This window comes from Paenibacillus tianmuensis (assembly GCF_900100345.1).
Lineage (GTDB): Bacteria > Bacillota > Bacilli > Paenibacillales > NBRC-103111 > Paenibacillus_G > Paenibacillus_G tianmuensis.
The window spans coordinates 18,802-39,540 of record NZ_FMTT01000005.1; the positions used below are offsets into that span (position 1 = coordinate 18,802).

26 protein-coding genes and 5 tRNA genes are annotated in these 20,739 nt (G+C 49.3%); 25 read left to right on the forward strand and 6 right to left on the reverse strand.

Annotated features, from left to right (window positions below; translation table 11 throughout):
- Positions 1–21: 21 nt before the first annotated feature.
- The 10 genes from BLO51_RS04845 (at position 22) to BLO51_RS04885 (ending at position 8,512) form a co-directional block, all read left to right on the forward strand.
- Positions 22–477 (forward strand): GbsR/MarR family transcriptional regulator, encoded by a 456-nt coding sequence (locus BLO51_RS04845; RefSeq protein ID WP_245719534.1) that lies wholly within the window; start codon positions 22–24, stop codon positions 475–477.
- A 164-nt stretch (positions 478–641) separates the two neighbouring features.
- Positions 642–3,740, forward strand: coding sequence for an efflux RND transporter permease subunit (locus tag BLO51_RS04850; protein WP_090667638.1), 3,099 nt, complete (start codon positions 642–644; stop codon positions 3,738–3,740).
- Between the two features lie 54 nt (positions 3,741–3,794).
- Positions 3,795–5,051 carry an efflux RND transporter periplasmic adaptor subunit gene (locus tag BLO51_RS04855; RefSeq protein ID WP_090667640.1) on the forward strand — a complete coding sequence of 419 codons (1,257 nt, stop codon included), beginning with the start codon at positions 3,795–3,797 and terminating at the stop codon, positions 5,049–5,051.
- A 31-nt stretch (positions 5,052–5,082) separates the two neighbouring features.
- Entirely contained in the window at positions 5,083–6,861 is a 1,779-nt protein-coding gene (locus tag BLO51_RS04860; protein WP_090667643.1) for a hypothetical protein, read from the forward strand.
- 131 nt (positions 6,862–6,992) lie between these two features.
- Positions 6,993–7,544, forward strand: a complete 552-nt coding sequence (locus BLO51_RS04865; RefSeq protein ID WP_090667648.1) for a phosphatidylglycerophosphatase A family protein — start codon at positions 6,993–6,995, stop codon at positions 7,542–7,544.
- Positions 7,545–7,656: 112 nt separating this feature from the next.
- On the forward strand, positions 7,657–7,821 hold the full coding sequence (locus BLO51_RS29070) for a hypothetical protein (RefSeq protein ID WP_167670106.1): 165 nt from the start codon (positions 7,657–7,659) through the stop codon (positions 7,819–7,821).
- Between the two features lie 78 nt (positions 7,822–7,899).
- Positions 7,900–7,976, forward strand: a tRNA-Met gene (locus tag BLO51_RS04870).
- Positions 7,977–7,985: 9 nt separating this feature from the next.
- Positions 7,986–8,062: transfer RNA gene (locus tag BLO51_RS04875), tRNA-Ile, on the forward strand.
- Positions 8,063–8,073: 11 nt separating this feature from the next.
- A tRNA-Leu gene (locus BLO51_RS04880) sits at positions 8,074–8,159 on the forward strand.
- A gap of 134 nt (positions 8,160–8,293) precedes the next feature.
- Positions 8,294–8,512: a spore germination protein gene (locus BLO51_RS04885; protein WP_090667651.1), complete on the forward strand. Its 219-nt coding sequence runs from the start codon at positions 8,294–8,296 to the stop codon at positions 8,510–8,512.
- Between the two features lie 116 nt (positions 8,513–8,628).
- Here BLO51_RS04885 and BLO51_RS04890 read toward each other — a convergent pair whose 3' ends face one another.
- Positions 8,629–9,102: an Hsp20/alpha crystallin family protein gene (locus BLO51_RS04890; RefSeq protein WP_090667654.1), complete on the reverse strand. Its 474-nt coding sequence runs from the start codon at positions 9,100–9,102 to the stop codon at positions 8,629–8,631.
- A 135-nt stretch (positions 9,103–9,237) separates the two neighbouring features.
- Between BLO51_RS04890 and BLO51_RS04895 the strand changes: the two genes are divergently transcribed.
- The 11 genes from BLO51_RS04895 to BLO51_RS04945 all read left to right on the forward strand — a co-directional run bounded on the left by BLO51_RS04895 (position 9,238) and on the right by BLO51_RS04945 (position 13,980).
- Complete coding sequence (locus BLO51_RS04895) at positions 9,238–9,474, forward strand: spore germination protein (RefSeq protein ID WP_010492031.1); 237 nt, start codon at positions 9,238–9,240, stop codon at positions 9,472–9,474.
- A gap of 6 nt (positions 9,475–9,480) precedes the next feature.
- A complete protein-coding gene (locus BLO51_RS04900; protein WP_090667658.1) occupies positions 9,481–9,732 on the forward strand; it encodes a spore germination protein GerPB in 252 nt (83 codons plus the stop codon).
- A gap of 15 nt (positions 9,733–9,747) precedes the next feature.
- Entirely contained in the window at positions 9,748–10,374 is a 627-nt protein-coding gene (gerPC, locus tag BLO51_RS04905) for a spore germination protein GerPC (protein ID WP_090667662.1), read from the forward strand.
- Entirely contained in the window at positions 10,352–10,534 is a 183-nt protein-coding gene (locus BLO51_RS04910; protein ID WP_090667667.1) for a spore gernimation protein GerPD, read from the forward strand. Before gerPC ends, BLO51_RS04910 begins: the two co-directional genes overlap by 23 nt.
- A complete protein-coding gene (locus BLO51_RS04915) occupies positions 10,534–10,920 on the forward strand; it encodes a spore germination protein GerPE (RefSeq protein WP_090667671.1) in 387 nt (128 codons plus the stop codon). The genes BLO51_RS04910 and BLO51_RS04915 overlap by 1 nt, the downstream gene beginning before the upstream one ends.
- A 105-nt stretch (positions 10,921–11,025) precedes the next feature.
- A complete protein-coding gene (locus BLO51_RS04920) occupies positions 11,026–11,415 on the forward strand; it encodes a VOC family protein (protein ID WP_090667676.1) in 390 nt (129 codons plus the stop codon).
- 220 nt (positions 11,416–11,635) lie between these two features.
- Positions 11,636–11,836: a hypothetical protein gene (locus tag BLO51_RS04930; RefSeq protein WP_090667681.1), complete on the forward strand. Its 201-nt coding sequence runs from the start codon at positions 11,636–11,638 to the stop codon at positions 11,834–11,836.
- 212 nt (positions 11,837–12,048) lie between these two features.
- Entirely contained in the window at positions 12,049–12,288 is a 240-nt protein-coding gene (locus BLO51_RS04935) for a hypothetical protein (RefSeq protein ID WP_090667683.1), read from the forward strand.
- A 14-nt stretch (positions 12,289–12,302) separates the two neighbouring features.
- Positions 12,303–12,473 carry a hypothetical protein gene (locus BLO51_RS29075; RefSeq protein ID WP_164824252.1) on the forward strand — a complete coding sequence of 57 codons (171 nt, stop codon included), beginning with the start codon at positions 12,303–12,305 and terminating at the stop codon, positions 12,471–12,473.
- A 538-nt stretch (positions 12,474–13,011) separates the two neighbouring features.
- Entirely contained in the window at positions 13,012–13,335 is a 324-nt protein-coding gene (locus tag BLO51_RS04940) for a MazG nucleotide pyrophosphohydrolase domain-containing protein (RefSeq protein ID WP_090667686.1), read from the forward strand.
- An 81-nt stretch (positions 13,336–13,416) separates the two neighbouring features.
- Positions 13,417–13,980, forward strand: coding sequence for a 3'-5' exonuclease (locus BLO51_RS04945; RefSeq protein WP_090667690.1), 564 nt, complete (start codon positions 13,417–13,419; stop codon positions 13,978–13,980).
- Positions 13,981–14,154: 174 nt separating this feature from the next.
- On the opposite strand, the gene BLO51_RS04950 is transcribed toward BLO51_RS04945, so the two are convergent.
- Both BLO51_RS04950 and BLO51_RS04955 read right to left on the reverse strand, forming a co-directional pair.
- Positions 14,155–14,227 (reverse strand) — tRNA-Val (locus BLO51_RS04950).
- A 202-nt stretch (positions 14,228–14,429) separates the two neighbouring features.
- Positions 14,430–14,502, reverse strand: a tRNA-Val gene (locus BLO51_RS04955).
- Positions 14,503–14,693: 191 nt separating this feature from the next.
- Here BLO51_RS04955 and BLO51_RS04960 point away from each other — a divergent pair.
- On the forward strand, positions 14,694–15,644 hold the full coding sequence (locus BLO51_RS04960; RefSeq protein WP_174551195.1) for a hypothetical protein: 951 nt from the start codon (positions 14,694–14,696) through the stop codon (positions 15,642–15,644).
- Here BLO51_RS04960 and BLO51_RS04965 read toward each other — a convergent pair.
- Entirely contained in the window at positions 15,621–16,073 is a 453-nt protein-coding gene (locus BLO51_RS04965) for a PilZ domain-containing protein (RefSeq protein ID WP_090667694.1), read from the reverse strand. The two genes, BLO51_RS04960 and BLO51_RS04965, sit on opposite strands and share 24 nt — an antisense overlap.
- Positions 16,074–16,576: 503 nt before the next feature.
- Between BLO51_RS04965 and BLO51_RS04970 the strand changes: the two genes are divergently transcribed.
- Positions 16,577–16,870 carry a DUF1811 family protein gene (locus tag BLO51_RS04970; RefSeq protein ID WP_090667697.1) on the forward strand — a complete coding sequence of 98 codons (294 nt, stop codon included), beginning with the start codon at positions 16,577–16,579 and terminating at the stop codon, positions 16,868–16,870.
- Here the strand turns inward: BLO51_RS04970 and BLO51_RS04975 are convergent.
- The gene (locus BLO51_RS04975; protein WP_090667701.1) at positions 16,867–17,589 is read right to left on the reverse strand and encodes a Crp/Fnr family transcriptional regulator; all 723 of its coding nucleotides are present in this window, start codon (positions 17,587–17,589) and stop codon (positions 16,867–16,869) included. The genes BLO51_RS04970 and BLO51_RS04975 overlap by 4 nt on opposite strands.
- A 208-nt stretch (positions 17,590–17,797) precedes the next feature.
- Between BLO51_RS04975 and mobA the strand changes: the two genes are divergently transcribed.
- Positions 17,798–18,427, forward strand: coding sequence for a molybdenum cofactor guanylyltransferase (gene mobA, locus BLO51_RS04980; protein WP_217266691.1), 630 nt, complete (start codon positions 17,798–17,800; stop codon positions 18,425–18,427).
- A gap of 117 nt (positions 18,428–18,544) precedes the next feature.
- The gene (locus BLO51_RS04985; RefSeq protein ID WP_090667707.1) at positions 18,545–19,075 is read left to right on the forward strand and encodes a divergent PAP2 family protein; all 531 of its coding nucleotides are present in this window, start codon (positions 18,545–18,547) and stop codon (positions 19,073–19,075) included.
- Here the strand turns inward: BLO51_RS04985 and BLO51_RS04990 are convergent.
- Positions 19,029–20,669 (reverse strand): ATP-binding protein, encoded by a 1,641-nt coding sequence (locus BLO51_RS04990; protein WP_090667710.1) that lies wholly within the window; start codon positions 20,667–20,669, stop codon positions 19,029–19,031. The genes BLO51_RS04985 and BLO51_RS04990 overlap by 47 nt on opposite strands.
- Positions 20,670–20,739: the final 70 nt, after the last annotated feature.

Here is a 20,739-nt window from a genome sequence, read left to right on the forward strand (position 1 = left end):
AAATGGACAGTCACCCAACAAATGTCCCGGGCGTTTGAGCTGGAAGGATTCAGCCCGCTTGTCGGGAAAATATTCGGCCTGCTTTTATTCGCGCCCAAACCGGTCAGCCTGCAGGAAATGGCCGATCAGCTTGGCGTGACGAAAGCGGCCGTCAGCGTCCAGGTTCGTGCGTTGGAAAAATACTCCTTGTGCCAAAAAGTTCCGATGAGAAGCGATCGCAAGGACTACTATTACCTATCCGACGATTTTACACTGACCAGCATGCGGGCCACCAAGCAAAAAATCGAATCGATGACCAAGCAATGCGAAGAACTGTCGTTTGCCCTTAAAGGAATGTCTCAGATCGATGAGACCGAAAAAGAGTCCTTTGAGGTTTCCAAACGAAGATTTGAGGAAGTTTCCGCCATGTACCGAATGTTTTTATCGCGATTGGAGGGGATCGAAGAGGAGTGGAGCAGATCAAGAGAGCAGCTATGAACAATTAGACGAAAGACGAGGCCTAGATTTTTTATGTCATGACTTTTTTCACCTTACAGCCGTTAACGAACCAAGCTATACTGAAAAAAGATGTGTGGAAAATGAAGGGGTAACAGGAAATGCCTCGTCTAAGTAGTCAGCAATCGTAATGGAGGAGTAGAGAGATGAAATCATTAACAAATTTTTCGATGAAGAACATCGCGGCAGTAATTATTATGATGCTGATGTTGTTTATCGGCGGCACCTATGCGGCTTCCGTCGTGAAGATGGAGATGATGCCGGAAATCAAGGATCCGAGAATTTTTATTACGACCCAGTATATGGCTCCTCCCAAGGATGTGTTGGAACTGGTAACCAAGCCCATCGAGAAGGCGGTGGCCGGGCTGGACGGCATTAAAAATTTAACGTCAACCTCCAGCGATAACCTTTCCTCGATCACGGTTGAATTACAGCAAGGGAAAAAAATCGAGGATGCCAAAAGGGAAATCGAAAGCTTGCTTGCGGACGTTAAGCTGCCCCAAGGCGCGGAAAAACCGAAGGCTCAGACCACAGGAGCCGACGCGAAGATTATTTCCTATCTCTCGGTGTACGGCGAGAACGATATGAGCCAACAGGAACTGGATAAAATCTTTAAGGATATCATCAAGCCGGGCTTTTCCAATATTAAAGGCGTTAACCGCGTTGACAGCTTCGGCAATAAGGATGCGCTTTTGACACTAAAGTTGAACAGCAACGCCATCATCAACTATGGACTGACACTGGATCATGTGTCCCAAAGCATCCGGTCGGCCATTTTGTCGAGCCCCGCCGGAATGGTTGACTTCAATGGCAACAGTCAGATGGTACGCGTAAAGAGCGATCTGGACACGATTTACAACCTGGAAAGCATGAAGATTACGTCGCCTGGAGGAGAAACGCTTCTTCTGAAAGATATCGCCAAAGTTGAAGCTATTTCCGAGTCCAGATTTTTTTCGCGCCTCGACGGCAAGCCGGCCATCGGAATCTTCCTCTCTAAAGCCAAGGGCGCCAACGACGTGAAGTTAACTGCCGAAATGGACGCTTTAATCGCCAATTGGAAGCAGCAATATCCAAACGTTACGTTTAAATCGCTCTTTGTTACATCGACCTTAATCAAAGAATCCATTAGCGGGATGGTTAAAGAAGGAGTGCTTGGCGCTCTGCTTGCCTCCATTATGATCCTGCTCTTCCTTAGAAACGTTCGGATGACCATCATCGTTTTGGTCTCTATCCCGTTATCTTTGTTAATCACACTGCTCGTCATGGCCCCGTTGGACATTTCGCTCAACATCATGACGCTGGGCGGGATCACGATCGCCATCGGGCGTGTCGTGGACGATAGTATCGTAGTCATCGAGAATATTTACAGCGAGCTCGTGAAGGTTCACGAACGCGGCGAATCGGTCATCAAGAAGGCGACTGCTCAAGTGTCATCAGCCATTACTTCGTCCACGCTTACAACCGTTGGGGTATTCGCTCCGATCGCCTTTGTCAGCGGTGTTATTGGGGATATATTCCGTCCGTTTGCCATTACGCTGTCCGTTGCTTTGTTGGCTTCGCTGCTGGTAGCCGTGACCGTTATACCGATGCTTGCCAAGCTGCTCGTGCTGCGTTCCAAAAATATTAAGGTTCACGACGAAACGCAAGTCGGCAAAGTGTCAGGCGCTTATTTGAAAGTGCTGAAATGGTCGCTTAACAACCGAATGAAGACGATGCTGCTTTCCTTGCTGGTGTTTGTTGTGACTATCGCAGGGACGGTTCCTTTCCTGGCGATGGAGATGATGCCTGCCAGTAATTCGGATAAACAAGTTTCGTTTAATATCAAAATGCCTCGGGAAACTTCGTTTGCTTCCAATGATTTAAAAATGAAGGAAATCGAAGCGATGATGCGCGAAATGAAAAACGAGGCGGGAGAGCCCGCTTACGAATATACGACCTCTTTTATAGGCAGCGGTACCCCGGACAATCGTCTAGATTATTTAAGTTCGATGCTTGGCGCGGCTTCGCAGGGAACGAACGCCAAGAAATTGGTGAATGAAACGAAGGATAAAATACTGTACTTGCTTCCTAAAGGCTCTGAGGTAGAGGGCTCGGTGCTTGGCGCCGATGCCGGACCCGCTCCAGCCTTCGTCTATAGGCTTAAAGGCGACGATTTGAATTTACTTAGTCAGGGCGCCAAGTTGGTGAAGGAGAAGCTCAAAGAAATTCCGGAACTCCGCGATATTAAAGACAGCTTGAGTGAATCGAAGACCGAAGTGGAAGTCGCCGTAGATCAAAATAAGGCCAGACTATACAATTTGTCGTCCGGAGAAATCGTCGGAACCGTGAATTCTTGGCTGAGAGAGGAAAAGATCGGAGACCTGAAATTCGATAATACGACATTCTCCACCAAGATCATGCTAGACAAGAGCTTCAAAAACTCCATCGACAAGATCGGGAATTTCCTGATCAAGACTCCGTCAGGGACAACCGTCAAGCTAAATGAGGTAGCGAAGCTTCGGCAAATTGCAGCTCCGGCGGAGATTACGCGGAATCAGCAGGTTCAATACGTAGAGGTAACGGCGAAGATCGAATCCAGGGACGCGGGCGGCGTTAGTGAAAAAGCGACCGAGATGTTGAAATCCGTGGAGCTTCCGTCGGGAGTTCGTGTTGAAGTCAAAGGGGCAGCTGATGACATTCAGAAAAACTTCTCAGAAATGTTCGTAGCTATGATCGGCTCCGTCTTTGTTGTCTATCTGCTCTTGGTTCTGACTTTCGGAAACGCTAGTGCGCCGTTCGCGATTTTGTTCTCCCTTCCGCTTGCGGCGATCGGAGGCTTGCTTGGGTTGATCCTTACCGGGGAATCGCTCAACCTTACCTCATTGATCGGGTTCCTGATGCTGATTGGTGTCGTGGTTACTAATGCGATCGTTCTTATTGAACGCGTGCAGCAGTTGGAGGAAGAAGGAAAGTCCGTACGCGACTCCCTTGTGCTAGGGGGCTTATCCCGTCTTCGTCCGATTATTATGACCGCAGGGGCTACCATTGTTACCCTGATGCCGCTGGCTCTTGGGTTCTCCAAAGGAGCAATCATTTCTAAAGGCTTGGCCGTTGTCGTTATCGGCGGATTGACCACCTCGACTGTGCTTACGCTGATTGTTGTGCCGGTCGTGTACGAAATGATCTACAATACCAAGACCCGTCTTGGCCGCTTGTTCGGAAATAAGACTTCGGAATCTAAGTCAACGCCGGTGACGGATGCTTAAAAATGCATTTCATTTAGATAGAGAGTGCCATAAGGGAAAAAGGAGAATCAGCCCATGAATCCGATCATGTCAAAATCTTTCAAGCAAAGCACCAAAGTAATGGGGGCCGTCGTTATTTCTGCGGCGCTCCTCGCCGGTTGCGGTTCCCAGCCGCAAGCTGCTCCGGCGGCTGCCAATGCGTCAGAACCCCAACTCAAGACGGTTAAAGTCGCAAAGTTAGAGAAGAAAAGGATTGGGGATCCGTTAGAGCAGGTAGCCGATGTCATTTCTTCCATCCAGGTTGACGTCGTGACCAAGGCAGGCGGAGACGTCATGGAAGTATTGAAGAAACGCGGCGACATGGTGGAAAAAGGTGATGTGATTTTCCGCATGGACCCGACGGATGTGAAGCTTAAAAAAGAAAAAGCACAGATTGATGTTTCAAGCAGTCAGCAGCAGTTGGAAAAATCCAGACAAGAATTGGTCAACAGCAAGCAGGAGATGAAGAATGGAATCAAGAAGCTGGAAGATTCCATTAAAGAGACCGAAAAGAACTATAACAAAATGCGTAATGATTACGATCTGGGTCTGGTTACAAAATTTCAGCTTGAGCAAATGGAAACGCAGCTTAACAATCTCAAGCTCGAACTTGAAAACAATCGAAACAAGCTGAAGACGCTGGAAGCGACGAACTCCTTGGCCCCGTTGGAGCAATTGATGGAGTCTTCGAATCTTTCGATTCGTGAAGCCGACCGGACGCTAGGTCATATGGAAGTGAAAGCGACGGTTAGCGGCGTCTTAACCGACATGCCGATTGAAGTGGGCATGGCGTTGAACACCGGTTTTCCAGCAGGCAAGATACAGCAACTCGATCCGATTAAAATCCGGGCGGAGCTGACCGAGGAAACGGCCAAATTGGTGCGCGGCAAGCAGGAACTGACGTTTTACGTCCCGGGCGTGCTTGACAAGACTAAAGCTAAAGTCAAATATTTGGCTGACGTTGTGAGCGCCAATGCCAAGTCTTACACGTTGGAGCTTGAGTATCCGAACGCCGAGCGCAAGCTTAAGCCCGGCACGAAAGCCCAGATTCTTATGACGGAAGAAATCGACCAGATGGTTGTTACGGTTCCTAGCACAGCCGTTGTACGTGAAGGCGGGGATACGTTCGTTTTCGTGCTCGTAGGCGATGCGGCGGAAAAACGTAAAGTGGCTTTAGGTCGTCTGAACGAGACGATCCAAGAAGTGCGGTCTGGTGTCAATGAAGGAGAACAGCTCATCATTTCAGGTCAGAACCAATTGAAAGACAAAGAGAAAGTCCAGCTGGCCAAGTAACCCGCAGCGGACCTGACAGGAGGAAAATCAAGTGAACAACAAGCTGAAAAAAACCGTAGCATCCGTCGTTATTACCGCTTCAATCATGAGCACCGGCTATTCCGCTTTGGCAGCAAATCCGGCAGGAAGCGAGCCTGAAGCGCATGCTGTCGTTACTTATAGACTGACGGACCTTCTCGATGTGGAAGTCAAGGGCGTATTGAATGAACGAATTCAGGACGGTACCCGTCTCGGTGTCATCATTCGAATGAAGAACAACAGCAGCAGTTCCACGCGAGTGCCGGATTACGAGCTGCGGGTGAAAACGAGCGAAGGCATCGAATATACGCTGCAGCCAAGCGCTTCGAATGTCAAATCGATTCAGTCGAAAGCGAACACGGAACTCAGTTTTATGACTGTAATCGACCGTACCGATACCGTAAATCTGGCCCAAGTGAATTGGACCCATGTCGATAACTACGTCTATCCGAAGAAGGAGACCCTGTTGGTGGCGGCGCCGATTACCGGGCAGCCTTGGAAGGGTGGAGATACGCCGATTACTGATCCGAGTGCGATGAAGAAGTGGTCCGAATCCTTTACGATCCCATCTTTAATCTCGCCCATTCAATATACGCCGACGACGATCAATAAGGAATCGACAGACAAAGGTACCGTCTACGTCGTGCAACTGCTCGCTTATAATCCTTCGAGCCAGCGCGAAACGATTCCGACTTTTGTCATAGATGGCAAAGCGACGGGAAAAGTATTCTCTGGCAGCAAGGTAGAGCAAGGAAGCATTACGCTGGAAGCGAAAGAAGAAAAATATATTCACTTTGCCATTCCGACGAACCAAGATACGATCTTGTCCAGCTTAAATGTTCTGACGCCTGAGAAGTTTGCTGCTGGCGGTGCAGGGATCGGCGGAGGTGCAGGAGCAGGCGACAACCCCGGCGCTGCCGCGGGTGGTGCTGCTGGGGTGTATAACGTAGGCCGTCTTAACATTTTGCTGCCATCGCAGCAAACCGGAGACGCTGCCTTGTCCTACAAGCTTGGTACTCCAATGTCGCTTGATAAACGAAGCCGATTGATTCATCCAGACATGGATGTTTCTGTTATCGAATTCCATATGTTTGACAACAAGGATGAAGGCTCGAAAACCGTTTCGGCCAAATTCAAGCTCACCAATAAGACAGAACGGCCGCTTGCTGTTCCGGCGTTTGCGACCGATCTGGTTAGCTCGGACGGTTATGAGTACAATGGCATCCGTCAAAATATGACGACGCCGAACGTACTTCCGAATTCTTCGCTCACTGTGAACTACTTCTATACGATTCCAGTGTCCGAAACCGGGAAGGGCTTGTCTTTGAAGGTCCAAGATACGAAGACGGCCGCTCCGTACAAGTCGACGATTGGCGCTTACAGCATGGCGATTCAAACCGAGGAAAGCAAGGATACGTTTGCATTGTATCCGTTTGAACTTAAAGTGAACAACTGGCAAGTTGGTACAAGCTTCAATTCTAATCCTATGGCACAGAAGGCCTATCAGTACAAAGGTAAGTTCTGGCTGGAAATTAAACGTCATGACCAAGTTCAGGTAGATCCGAGCTTCTCGGGACTGCTGTTCGAGCTGTATAACTCCTCGAATCAATTGGTCGGAACAGGCAGTGGAGCATTCACAGGGCTAAACCGTTTGTCTACCGGTGAAAACAATATCACCTTTGACGGCGGCACGGATCAATTCGATTATCCGCTGACGGTTAAGATTTACGAACAGTTTACGACTGCGGGCGATCAGAAGTCCAAGCGTCTGCTTAAAGTGCTTAAGCAATAATTCATAGTCGTATCAAACAAGCGAAAGCCGGCCTTTGGGTCGGCTTTTCCCCAACTATCACCAGTTGTCCCATGGTACGCGAATATGGATCATGGTATAATGATAGCACTTCCATTAAAGGAGCGATTCTCATGAAACGTCAGGTTCACAGCAAAGAAATAAAAGCCGCGGTATATCAAAAGCTGGAGGAACGCGGCGTGACGATGGAAGATATAGCCTTGATCGTCAGAGAAATGCAGCTTCCTTATCATCCTGATTTAACGCTGGAGACTTGTCTTGAATCGGTCCATGCGGTTTTGCAGAAGCGGGAGCTTCAGCATGCGATTCTTGTCGGTATCGAGCTGGACGTATTGGCTGAAAAAGGTCTGTTATCCGAGCCGCTGCAATCGATTGTCGAAAGCGATGAAGGGCTGTTCGGCTGCGATGAAACGCTCGCTCTTGGGTCAGTGTTCGGTTACGGAAGCATCGCGGTTACGACATTTGGCCATTTGGATAAACAAAAGGTCGGAATTATTAAGCGCCTGGATACCAAGAACGGAAACGGAGTACACACCTTCCTGGATGATCTGGTTGCCAGTATCGCGGCATCGGCATCAAGTCGACTGGCCCATCGGCAGCGGGATGCGGATGAACGGGACGATGTCGCTGCTTATATTGCCGCGACGGAAGAAAACGCGGGCTGAACGAAATTTTGTTATATATTGGAGCGGCTTCCTTATGCAAATAAGGGAGCTTTTTTTGGGTTAAGATACTAACAAAACTTCATCTTCATTCGATAAGCGGAGTGAACATAAAATGAACTGGGTCTATTGGGTGAGATTGTATGACAGCAAGTTTCAAGCGGGATGTCTGGCCAAGCGGATGGAGGAGGACTGGTGGATTTATGGTTACGAATGCCCCAGCGAAGTCCAAGTGTTCCGTTCCAAAAAAGGCCGTTTTGGTGTTCGCTACACTGTTTAATTTTTTCACTTGACTTCAACGTTTAAGTTGGTGTATAGTTATCTTTGTCGCTGTCGTTATACAGTGTGAATTTTCTGACGCGGGGTGGAGCAGCTCGGTAGCTCGTCGGGCTCATAACCCGAAGGCCGCAGGTTCAAATCCTGCCCCCGCAACCAAAGCTTCAAGGGCCCTTAGCTCAGTTGGTTAGAGCGGTCGGCTCATAACCGATTGGTCGGGGGTTCGAGTCCCTCAGGGCCCACCAAACAGAACTGCGCCGGAGTGGCGGAATTGGCAGACGCTCAGGACTTAAAATCCTGTGGTAGGTGACTACCGTACCGGTTCGAGTCCGGTCTTCGGCAGTTCCAATAGTCGTATTCTACATAAAGAGTTTTGCTTTGATCCGTCAGAGCAAAACTCTTTTTCGTTTCTGGAGGAGATTTTTGCTCCGGAGCCTCATATACTTTAGAACACGATCAGGAAGGGGGGCTCTCTCATGCCTTCGATTATTTTGGCTCCAATTAAAATAACCGGCGCTGAAGGAGAAGTTATATTCGGCGATGTGCTTCAGGTGAATCCGAAAAGTACGTCAAAAACAAACTCAGGTGCCGGAGGCGGTAATACGGGAGATTTCAGCGCTACGTTCTCGCTTGTCAGCTTTACCAATAATTTTGACCCGGATTTTGCCGATTCCAATAACGCGGGGAATAATTAGGGTACATAGACAAAACAGGGGAAGCATACGCCCCTATAGATTACGACCCATGCTATACGTCTCAAATGGCCGTTTCGCGCCGGTTTTGGGACGTTTTTGTTTGCCGGGAAGGGAAGCTACATAAAACGGATATTGACGTCCGTATAGGGATGGTCAATGGACTGCTTGCGCATGTGTAGTTGGAGAATGTCGTTCTTATAAATCGCTTTGCAACTGCTTGGCACGATTTGGCTGGAGAGCCGGATCGTTTGCGTTTTGTCGTCCGCGAGTCCTTCCAATCGGATTTGGTAAGGATTGAGCATCAACCGGATTTTGCGCGCTTGTAGTTTGTCGGGGATATGAATTTTGACGATGATATTGTTATGGGTGTCGAAGATTTCCGAATGAAAATGATGCTTGAGCGCCTGGACTTCCACGTTAGGCAATGCCCGGTTCAGCACGTCCTTGATATACCCTTCAACCCAGGATACGGGGTCTCCGTTGTCGCCGCCAGGGGAAGGGGTAGAGAACGGCATTTTCCCGTTAAAGAACTGCTCAAATTGTTTCCAATTCATATCGAAAAACGAGTTGTTGTTTTTGGAATCGCCCATGTTTATCCACTCCTTACTGATTCCAGTATATGAGCGCGAAGCGCAAACCATGAGTCCCTACTGGCTGTCTAAAACATACTTCTTATCCATGGATCATATACTACAGTAAAACCATTTCAGTTAGGGTGCTGCCTCATGCCGGCTATCGTAGGCGCCATCAAAATTGTGAACGTCGGTACAGGCTCCATCGTGCACGTGGGAGATTCGATCCAACTGGCTCCGAGCGTAACGGCAAAAACGTTTGCCGGAGCGGGTTCTTTCAATACGGGGGATAATTTGCGGGTCTGCAATATGGTCAGCACCACCAACACCTACGATAACGACATCGCTGACTCCAATGTGGTTTCCGCCGATAAGGCAGGTGTCGTGTAAACCGTTATGCAGCTAATCATACATCAAAGCATCGTCATTCAAAATTTCAAGATCGGCGCCGTGTCGAACTCTTCCGTGCTTCAGATCGGGACTGCGGGCACGATACGCGCGCTGGCTAATCTATACAATACCGGAGGGTTTACCGGCCCTGCGCCTCAGTTTACCCTTCCTGCCACCATTCCGCAAACGACGACGCAGGGTGTAATAGAGCAACCCAGCCCGCTATCCTTGGTACCGCTGCCTACACCTTCCAGGTAAACGGAGGAATGACGGATGTATTCATCTTACCCGGAATCTTACTTTCAAAAGCTGAACGATTATTTGAAGTGGCAGACGAACCGCATCCGTTCCTTGGAAAATAAGGTCGAATTGCTTTCAAAAGAGCTTGAATCGTTAAAAAAGCAGCGGGGAGTGACAATCGAGCGAATTGAATACAAATTCGATCAATTGAAAGTAGAGAAGCTTGATGGGACGCTCAATGTCGGGCTTTCGCCCGCCGGACTCGGCGAACAATCGGTCCAGGATATGGAGGTCGGCGGTGAAACGATTCGAACCAATGCGGCTAGATCGGAGTCATTTGCACGTATCCAACAGCAGGTGACGGATTATTTGCAGCAATCGTGTCCCGCCGAATTGGTGCAACTGGAAGAGAAGTACCAAGTAAAGCTGGATGAGGATGCAACCGAATCTATCATTGGCGATCTCCAAGGGCAGATCGGACAGCGGATCGATTATTATTTAAAATATGGCATCGACCCGGACGTAGTGATTTTGACGACAGAGCAAGAACAGGGCATTACGGATAAAGTGATCCGGGATATTCGGCTTGGGCTCGAACAATATTTCTTAAAGCGAAAATCCGAAGGAGGCGATCCGAATGAATCTGCAGGTGGAGAATAGACAGATTTGTGTCGGCAATATCCAAGTTGTGGGTGTTGCCAGCTCATCGGTTTTCCTGATCGGCGACACTGAGGTCATTAGCTTATCCAGTGTGTTCGATACGCCGCCAGAATCGCTCATTATCGGGCCGCTCGTACCGCTTGCATCCGGACGTGCGTGATGGCTTGCAATCCGCGTACATCCGTTGTGAGAAGCCTGAAGGTGAACGATACCGGTTATGGCTCCGCTGTTTTTGTAGGGGACTTGGTTGATTTTTCTCCGGTCTCTTACATTTTTGCCGTTCAAAGGGAGGTTCCAATTTTTGATGGAGATGAAGGGGATTTGAGCGCTTATCCGATTTATTCGGCCCCGCTTCCTATAGGCCGGCAGGAGCCGGCAGTACAGATGGACGTGACCAACACATGTCCGTTCATCTGTGCCGGGGATGTCCGGGTCATCGCCATTTCTACGGCATCCATGGTGCAGTTCGGATCGGTCCGATCGATTCGTGCGGATACCAGGGTAAAAAACATCCGTCAATTGCTGCGCGGACTTCCTCCGAAATGAGGTGGAAAAAGCTTCGATCGAGCTGGTTGTGATGGGCTTCCGTCTTCGTTCTATGATATAATCTTCTTGTTATATTGGAAACGAACGGATAAGGGAGAGAAAACGATGGCACGCAAAAAAATAGAGCACGTGGGCATCATGGTCCAGAATATCGACACATCGGTGCAGTTTTACAAAGATGTCGTAGGCCTTGAGCTGAAGGATAAGCTCGTACATACGAACGGCGTCGTCACGCTGGCTTTTCTCGGTTTCAACGAGTCGGGTGAAACGGAGCTGGAACTGATCCAAGGCTACAACGACGGGCTTCCAGCGGAAGGCAAGGTGCATCATATCGCTTTTACGGTGGACGACATTGAAGAAGAATTCGCCCGCATCAAAGAACTCGACGTGCGTTTGATCGATCAAGAGATTACGACGCTGCCGAATGGCTCGCGTTATTTCTTTTTTTATGGCCCGGATGGGGAATGGGTCGAATTTTTCCAATCGACGAGATAAGGTGCGCACGAATTCCGGAAAAGGAAAGCCCGATATGAAAATAAATTGTTTAAAGTGTAAGCACTTTTATGTGACTTGGGATCCGGGTTTCCCCAGGGGATGCCGAGCTTATGGCTTCAAAACCACGGACATGCCTTCCGCTTTGGTGATGAGGTCCTCGGGCAAGCCTTGTTTGTCCTACGAAGAAAAAATTAAGTAAACGGCAGGGGAAACGAACGACATGCTGTTCAGTAACCGTCAAAAGAAGCTGATCCTCGATGTTTTGCTCAAGGAGCGTCGGCGCCTGTTTTCCAAGCATAAGGGCGAGCTGCTTGACAAAACGATCGAGGACTTGTCGCAGATGCTACGCAACGAAGAACTCAATGCAGAGCCTAAAGATAACGTCATCGATTGGGACAGGAAAGGCGGCAAGCGCCGCTAGGCCGGTCGATCCAAAGGCACCCCGTCATGGGGTGCCTTTTATATGCGAATCAACCCCAAGGCCAATGCTTGTTCCCCCTATAAACTGCTCGCCTAACCCGATTTCCTCATCCGGATCTCTTCCGAACATGTCCACCACTTGAATTACGAACGAATGTTTGGTATATAATATAGATAAAAGAACAAATGTTCCTGTTTCGAGGAGGGGAAAACGTGCTTCCATGGCAAAAGTACACAGGGTGTATGGTTGAGATCATTTACGGGGACCGTTCCGGACAATTCAGCAAGCGGAGGATCGTTATTCGGTCCGTACAGCCTGCTTTCATTCGGGCTTATTGTATGGAGCGCGGAGCGGTCCGATGCTTTGCCATCGATCGCATATTGGCCGTACAGCCTGTCCCATCCGCGAAACGAACGCCGTCGACGTCAGCGAGACAACGGGAATTGGCTTAAGGAGAGCGATACATGTGAGAAGCAATCTATACGATGAGTTGAAAGAGCACCGCCACGGAGATCAGGAGCGGCTAAGAAAGCTGATGGAAGAGATTCGGATGCTGATGGAAGCGAAAAAAAAGCGCCCTCTGCTGGACAGACTTCGTACGAAGCGTCCGAATACGAAGCCGAAAGCTTGGGATTAACCGGCATAGCAAGTTCCCGTAGAACAGCGGGGGGGCGTAGAAAAAAAGCAAAGCCCGGAGGCCTGTGCAGGACATTAAGCGGATACCGGGCTAATGCTGACGTTTTCTTTCGAATCGGAGACAGCCTGACAAATTCCTGCGTTATATTTCATCGAATTGATGAAGTGGAAACCTGTCTTGAAGACGACGCATTTCTTGAGCGGGTTCGGCTTGTGAAGCTTTTGGCAAGCGAGGCAATAGTACATAAGTTTTCTCCTTTTCGAGTCACGATATGACAATTATAGACACATTATATGCGTAAAATTGTGAAATATCACCCAAAATGGTATAAAGTTTTACTAAAGATTTTCCAATTCCGATTACTCGCTATCTGGAAGGGACGAAAAGCTTTTAGCTGCCGAAAGGACATCGGGAGTACCGTCTTCTTAATTTTACACAGGCCTTCCATCGGGTTGTGAAGATGTGGTACCCTGTATTTGTCCGATAGAACTGAAAAATAGAGAGCTTTTGACACTATTCAGAAAAGGTGGAGAGATGAATGAAGCATTTTGAGGAATGGGTCATGCAATTTTACGGACAACGAAATTGGACGCAATACGGCGTCTTCGAACGTATGGGTTTTCTGATGGAAGAAACGGGAGAGTTGGCGCAAGCCGTGCGCACCTATGAAATCGGCCGGGATCGTCCGGACGAATCGGTAAAGCCCGAGCCGGTTTTGAAGGAGGAGCTGATGGGAGAGCTCGGGGACATTTTGGCAAATCTGGCCATTTTGGCCGATAAGTATGGTTTTACATTGGAAGATGCCGCCAAAGCTCACCAGGAGAAATTGTTGAAGCGATTCGAAGCTGGACCGGTGAGCTGAGCCGCTTCGATTTTTCGCTAAAAGAATAAAGATGCGCAGAAAGTGGACAAACTAGAATAAATTTTCAAGCAGGAGAGAAGAATGCTCGCAGTCATCTTTGATGTAGAAACCACATATGTAACCGTAAAAGGCGACATCCCGGAAATCGTGGAGATCGGCGCATGCAAAGTGAATCTGAACTCTTATGATTCGGAAGAAGCCGGCACGGATTGTTTTCAATGCTATACGTTTCCTGAAATTAAAGGACGTTTCGGCAAAAAGACGTTAAAATTTATCGGCTTGAAAGAAGAGGATCTGGGCAAAGCAGTCCCGTTTCGCGAGGGTTACGACCGTTTTATGGAATGGATCGGCTCCGAGTTGGTTTTCTTCTGCAGTTGGGGGATCGATGACCGCAAAATTTTGCTGGAGCATTGCAAGCGGTTCGATCTGTCTCAAAGCTGGCTGAACCATTACCATGACATTCAGAGGCCGATCTCGCAGCTGCTGGTCAAGCGCAATCAAATGAAGCTGAAGGATGCGATTGAACTGGCCAGTATCGAGAAAGAAGGCAGACTTCACTCCGCCTTGGTCGATGCGGTCAATACGACGAAATTGTTTGTCCGGTATTACGATCAGCTTAATTTAAGAGCGGTGATGCGGGGATGAAGTTGGCTCCCAGCCTTCAAGTTGATGCTATAACATGAATAAGCTTTATCCAACCCAACCATAGAACCCCCGAAATCAGGGGTTTTTTCTAATCTCAACATCATTTGAGGTCTAATATTCATAATTCATACATAGAAAAAAGCCCGTAGAATCAAAGATTCTCGGACTTCGCTATGACCTGTAGTGGGCTCGAACCACTGACCCCCACCCTGTCAAGATGGTGCTCTCCCAGCTGAGCTAACAAGTCACATCGTATTTGTTGCTGCAAAGAGTACTATACAGCAAATGAAGGAAGAAGTCAAGAGGAAAGAATGAAAAATACCCGCAAAGCATTGGATGCTTTACGAGGCATCGCTATACGGATTGGCCGGGATAGAGAAATATTATGTTACTGTTACAATGAGAAAATCCGCGTCCTATAAAGGAACGCGGATTTCTGTCTGTTATTATGACCTGTGCAGGGCTCGAACCTGCGACCCCCACCCTGTCAAGATGGTGCTCTCCCAGCTGAGCTAACAAGTCATGTTTCATATTTTGTGGGGACGTTTTCCATAATACCAAGATAGGCGTATAATGTCAAGCGTTAGCCTGCAATTTTTTTTGTTTTTGTAAATATGGGTTTATTCCACTGTGGATCTCTGCCTTTTATCCCTATACATTCGTTATGGTATAATAGAGTCAGTTAGACATGCATTTGAAAAGAGGGGACTTTGATGAGAGATTTCCGATGGGCGCATTTGCAGCCGCATATTGAAGGAGGGGTGAACGAGCAGCCGGAGCCGGAGCAAGAAGCGCTGGATTGGGGCGAGCAGGAATGGGGAACACACCGGTACCACGTCAACCGGCTTGTAGAGGACTCCGTATCGCTGCTGTCGATGCCGGAGAAAGCCGTCGTACTGGGAGCGGGGAATCACGGCGATGTCGGCCTGCCTCGGCTTTCCGTCCATTTTCAGCAGGTAACCGCGCTGGATACGGAAGACAATATGCTGCAGGAATGGCTCGATTCGGCCGGAGGAATGACTAACAACCGGGTCCGTTCTTTAACGCGAATCGACTATACCCGGCTGGACCAAATTTCCTTCTACGAAACGTTTGAGGAGCTGCTGGCGGAAGGTAAGCCTGCCGGGGAAATAACGGATTACTTGAGGGACTGCGCGTTTCGCGTGCGCGGGCTGGAGGCGATGCCTCATTTGAAAAAAACGTTTTCGCTCGTCGTTTCCTCGGGTGTACATACGCAATTGTTTTATCCGGATGCGCTCATGCAATTTTACGGTTATATGGAGAAATACAATGAAAATGAAACCCGGCAAATTGTCGAGGCGCTGGGATCCCTTCGGAACAGCCTGATATCGGATTATAACCGGATGCTCCTGTCGCTTGTAAAACCCGATGGCCGGGTGTCGGTATGGACGGATATGATTATGCTGGACGAGGACAAGCAGTGGATCGCCGAGGAGTTGGACCGGCGGCGAACCGATAAGGAGAGGACGAGCTTTTTGTTCGAAGCGTTCGGACAGTACGGGATCGAAGCGGCTGTGCTGGGCCTCAAGGATCTACATGACTGCCTTCGCCCCGAGCAATTGTTGTTCCGCAGTTGGGTCGGTTATACCGATTCCGGCAAAACATATTTGATCGCCGGGTTATCTGGCCGGCTCCGCCCGTAGTATTCCGAATTCGGCCAGCTCTTTTTCGGTACAGAAACTGCATTGCGAGATGACGGTGGTTTTGCGAAGCTTGATTGCTAATTGATTGAGCATGCTGGTCAATGCCGCCGTCTCCGTTTCGTTATGCGAAAACTGAATGCAATATTCCGGATGACCGGTTTCCGTCTGCCCGGAGCGCACAAGCATCCCCAGCGCCCGGTATTCTTTGGCCAGAGCGGCGAATTTCAGCTCGATCAATAAACGGCTTTCATCCGGAAGTGGGTCTGCGGTAAAAAAGCGGGCCCCACCGGCGCTAAGGTCCAGCAAGGCGGCTTTCCTCGTTTTGAATTCCGGCTCAAGATCGGCCATTCCGATAATTTTCAATTCCGCGCATAGCGGCTGTTGAAAGCGCAAACGAAAAAAGCTGCGCTTGTTTTTTTCCATACTCATCTCAAACAGTCCTTTGCAGCAGGGTGAAGAGGCAAATTAACGTTTACTATACTAGGGCGGGCTTGGGTTAAGTAACCGCTTTCCAGTAAAAAGCCGCTCAAGAATAGAGCGGCGGTGAATACTAATGTTGTGATACTTGCTGTGCAGAACGGCGCTGTTTCCGATAATCTCAATCCTGTCGATCTCGCTTCGTACCGGCGAGTCGTCAGGTGAGGGAGGGTTTCTCATTCGAAGTGGTCCGCTCTTCCAAATTCGGATAAATCTATTATACAATAATGTCGTAAAAAGAACATTAAAACTTTGTTACACTGGTTGACACTCTTTAGGGAGCCGGGCCGGATGACGCAGATTTTGAATTTGTTAGGATCGATTTCTGGGCGCTCGAGCTGGCTGTGCTGCTTTACGAATGGGTGGATTTGACGGAGAACGGAAGATCAGCGATTTGGTCTGGGCACGGACCTGACTTGACTCGTAGAACAATATATTGAAACGGAGAATCGCGGATGAAAAAATTATACAGCCAAATGACGTTAGCCGAATTGGAACAGGAAATGAAGAGCCTGCGAGAGGAGCTGGACCGGGCGGAATTTCCAAGCCAGCGCTCCGTGATCGAGCGCAAATATTATACGGCGCAGGCTTATACGCTCGATCCGTCCAATTTTCCGCCAGGGGTGTACAAGGTGGAGCATGTGCAGCTCCCGTTTATTTTAAGCTATGTGAACGGTATTATGGCTTGGGGGACATTAGGGGAAGAGCCGGATGCCAGCTTCCCGATTTCTATGCTGACCCGGCTCTAAATGCGACACATATCTACCGGACAATTCTCACATTGGCAGATGTCGCGGAGATAAGACAATTCTTTAACAACGATGTAATTGTTTTCCATAGCAATAATGTTGCCACGTTTCAGATCGCCGAGCATCCGGTTGACACTCTCCCGGGTTGCGCCGATCATGTCGGCAAGCTCGCTGTTCGTAAGCTTTTTGGTGATGACGATTTCCGATCCGTGATTTTTACCGTACGTATTGCACAGCCGGATCAACGTCGAGCAGAGAGCGCCGGGCTTGCCGAACATCATGAGATCGCGGAATTTCGTTTGGGTCATCCGATGCATAAGTCCCATCCACTTCATGAACTCGACGGCAAGATCCCCGTGCTGCCACAGCAGGACCTCCAAATCTTTTTGCTGGATGACCCCGATGATGGAGTTTTCCATGACCTCGGCATTAAAGCTGTGAACGGAGTTTTGAAAAGGATCGACCTGTCCGAACAAGTCTCCGGTATTATAGACATAAAGGATGAAGCTTTTCCCTTCATCGCTAGCTTTCGTAATTTTCACTTGACCGCGTTTTAAAAAGTACAGCTTATCGGCTGTATCGCCTTCCCAGAACAAATGATTCCCGGCTTCGGCTCTCATTTCATACATGATTTCCTTAAGCTTCGTTAAGCTTTCTTCCGTAAAGCAATCTGAGTTGGCCACTTGGCTGACCGGTTTTCGTTGTAGCGTATCCGTCATGGTACATACCTCCGGCGTCGGTCTGGTTAAGACCTCTGTAGGTTTTGTTGTATCTAACATACCCTATTCTATCGGATTTGTGATGTGATTTGCATCACACTTCTTGAAATCTTCATATTTTTTTGTGATCTTTGTAACATGCAGCGCTTCGCCCGATGTGTATAGTGAAGATAAGAATCACATTACATGGGGGAAGTGAAACGTTATGATGACCGGAGTATTATTGGCGGGCGGTCACCCGAGGCGGATTGAAGGCCGGCCCGCGGAACTGTTGGTTTTGGCTGGTGAAACGGTCGTAGCGAAGCAAATCCGCGAAATGCTCACGATCTGCGGAGAAGTCATTATTGTAACGAACGAGCCCAAAATTTTTCTTGAACATGTCCCCCGGTCCGTACGCATCATTACGGATTTTTACCCGGGCCGCGGACCTCTCGGCGGGCTTCATGCGGCGCTCACCCTTTCGAGATACCCGGAGCTTTGGGTAACCGGCGGGGCCATGCCGTTCATTTCGGCAAGAGCAGCCTCTTTCCTGGCGGAGCACCGGAGCGTCTTCGGCTATGATGCCGTGCTGCCAGAAGTATCGGGACGGCCCGAGCCTTTGCATGGCATATACCGCCAAAGCTGTCTCACGGCATTGATGCCGCTGCTGGAATCGGGAAGCGACGTACAGCCGGGCTGGATGACGTTCCTGCGCAAGCTTCGTTGGGGCTGCGTCGAAGCGGATATGCTTCGCAAGCAAAATTTTGGGGATGCGTTTACATTTCGAATTAAAACAGAAAGGCAGTATTCGGAAGCGGTTTCGCGGGCGCAAGCGCAGCTCCGAAGCGTATATCGATAAAAAAGGCGGAGCTTCTCCGTCTTTTTATTTTGCCGGTTTGTGCTGGAAGCTATGGAAATGAAAAGCCAAGTATAGGAACGGCGGCGGATTACGATGCTAAGCCTGAGGTGATGGCTGATGAATCGGGCGTTATGGACGTCCCTTGCCGCGATAGGTACGGCACAAGCGCTAAAACTACCCGACCGGTTCCGTCAGAACGGGCGCTTCGAGTGGGAGGACCTGGTTCGGACCGGCGGCATGCCGAGCTCGCATTCGGCCGGAGTCGTATCGCTCGCGACTTATGTCGGGCTTAAGAACGGCGCTTCCTCCATCTCGTTCTCGCTTGCTGCCTTGCTGAGTCTGATCGTGATGTATGACGCCATGGGAATTCGCCGTCATGCCGGCATGATTGCTTCGGAGGTAAACCAATTGGAGGATGTGCTCGTTAAATTAACGGAGCAGCATCCTCCACATGTGCATCGCAAAGACAAGGAGCTGGAAGAGCGGTTGGGCCATCTGCCGGAAGAGGTATTGGGCGGGGCAGTCATTGGGGCCGCAATCGGTTGGCTCAGCTATGTGACGGAATTTCCAAGGCATCGCGGGAGGAAAGCTTGGGTCTCGTTTATACGGAAATCGTTGTACACGCTGAGTCCCCGCACGGTTCAATAAGCTCGTTCGTCCCGGACGTCGGTAAAGTAATCGTAAATTTGGTGCCTTCGTCCGGCACGCTCTCTACCTCAATGGTCCCTTCATGATCCTGAACGATTTTATGACAGATGGATAAGCCCAGACCTGTTCCGGAATCTTTGGTCGTATAGAACGGGATAAAAATTTTATCCAGCTCCGACTCGGGAATACCTTTGCCGGTATCGGAAATTTCAATCACGGCATGGGGGCCCGCGGCAAACAGCCGGATTCTTACGATGCCTTGTTCGGGCATCGCTTCAAAGGCGTTTTTTACCAGATTCAACAGCAACTGAAGCATTTTATCTTGATCCATCAGCATATGAATATCCCGTTCGTCGTGTTCGAACCTGACTTGATGTCCGAGTCGCGTCGTCTCTGAATCCAGTAGCGAGAGAACCCGGTAAATACACCCTCGAATGGACTGAATTTTATACTGGGTGACATGAGGCTTGGAAAATTGCAAAAATTCGGCGGTCAGCATACTCATCCGGTTAATTTCGTCCATAATCAGCTCATACCATGGCTCAACGTTGTAATCCCCGGCTTTGGATAACTGCAGAAACCCCTTGATCGTCGTCAGCGGATTGCGGATTTCATGCGCCATGCCCGAAGCCAGTTCGCCGACGACGCGAAGCTTCTCCGACCGCAGCATATGCTCCTCGCGTTTCAGCCAGCTTTCCCGCTTCATCATATACAGCCCGTGCTCGGCGACAACGATCAGATCGTCCTTGGTCACCCCATCCCGCGAATAACAGGCCATACCGAAATTGATTTCGATGCCGGTCAGCTTAGGAAATTCGGAGGCGAGCAGCTGTGTAACGCCATTGACCGTTTGCTGCATGTCGTCTGATCGAAGCACGATCGCAAATTCGTCTCCGCCATAGCGGGATATCAACAAAGCGTCGGGGAACATGATGCGCAGCAGCTCAGCCGCTTGCCGCAAAATTTTGTTCACTCCCTGAACACCGTTTGTCGTGTTCAAGGATTTGAGATCCTTGCAGTCGATGAGCACGAGGATGACGGGCTCTTTTTGCTTAACGAGCTGCTCCATTTGTTTATGAAATTCCTGAAAATTATATAGGCCTGTTAGCGAATCGTGAGTACTCAGATGCTTCTTCTCCTTGGTAAGCAGCTGTTTCTGCCGCTCAATATCATAAATGTATTTGCGGAACATAAAAGCAAGCAGCAGGCAAGTTCCCGCCGTAAACAAACCATCGATCAGCGCGCTCCAGCTGAAGGAACGGCCGGCCGTCGAAATGAGAGCGGAAACCAGCGTCAGGGCCGCATTGGTGCTAACCGCATAGCGAAAAGGAACCGTTCCGTAAAATAGCTTGCACATGTGCAACAAGTAAAGCGGAAAGCACCAGTCGCTCAAGCTTGCGGCATGGAACGCGACGAGAAGACTGAGTTGGACGGCAAGCTGCGCCGGTATGAACGCAAGAACGGAACGGATATGTGTGAGTGCGTAGCCAAGGGATGCGAGAACAAGCAGCAGCGGACTTGAGGCCTGATCGTGATAGAGGGAGGAAGCGCAAACCAAACCGGTATAAATGAGGAAGATCCAGCTACCTTTCATATTGGAACTCCAACTCCCGACGGATCCGTGGATTTTATTAGTACTAAAGAAATTCTGTATCGGGAGATGG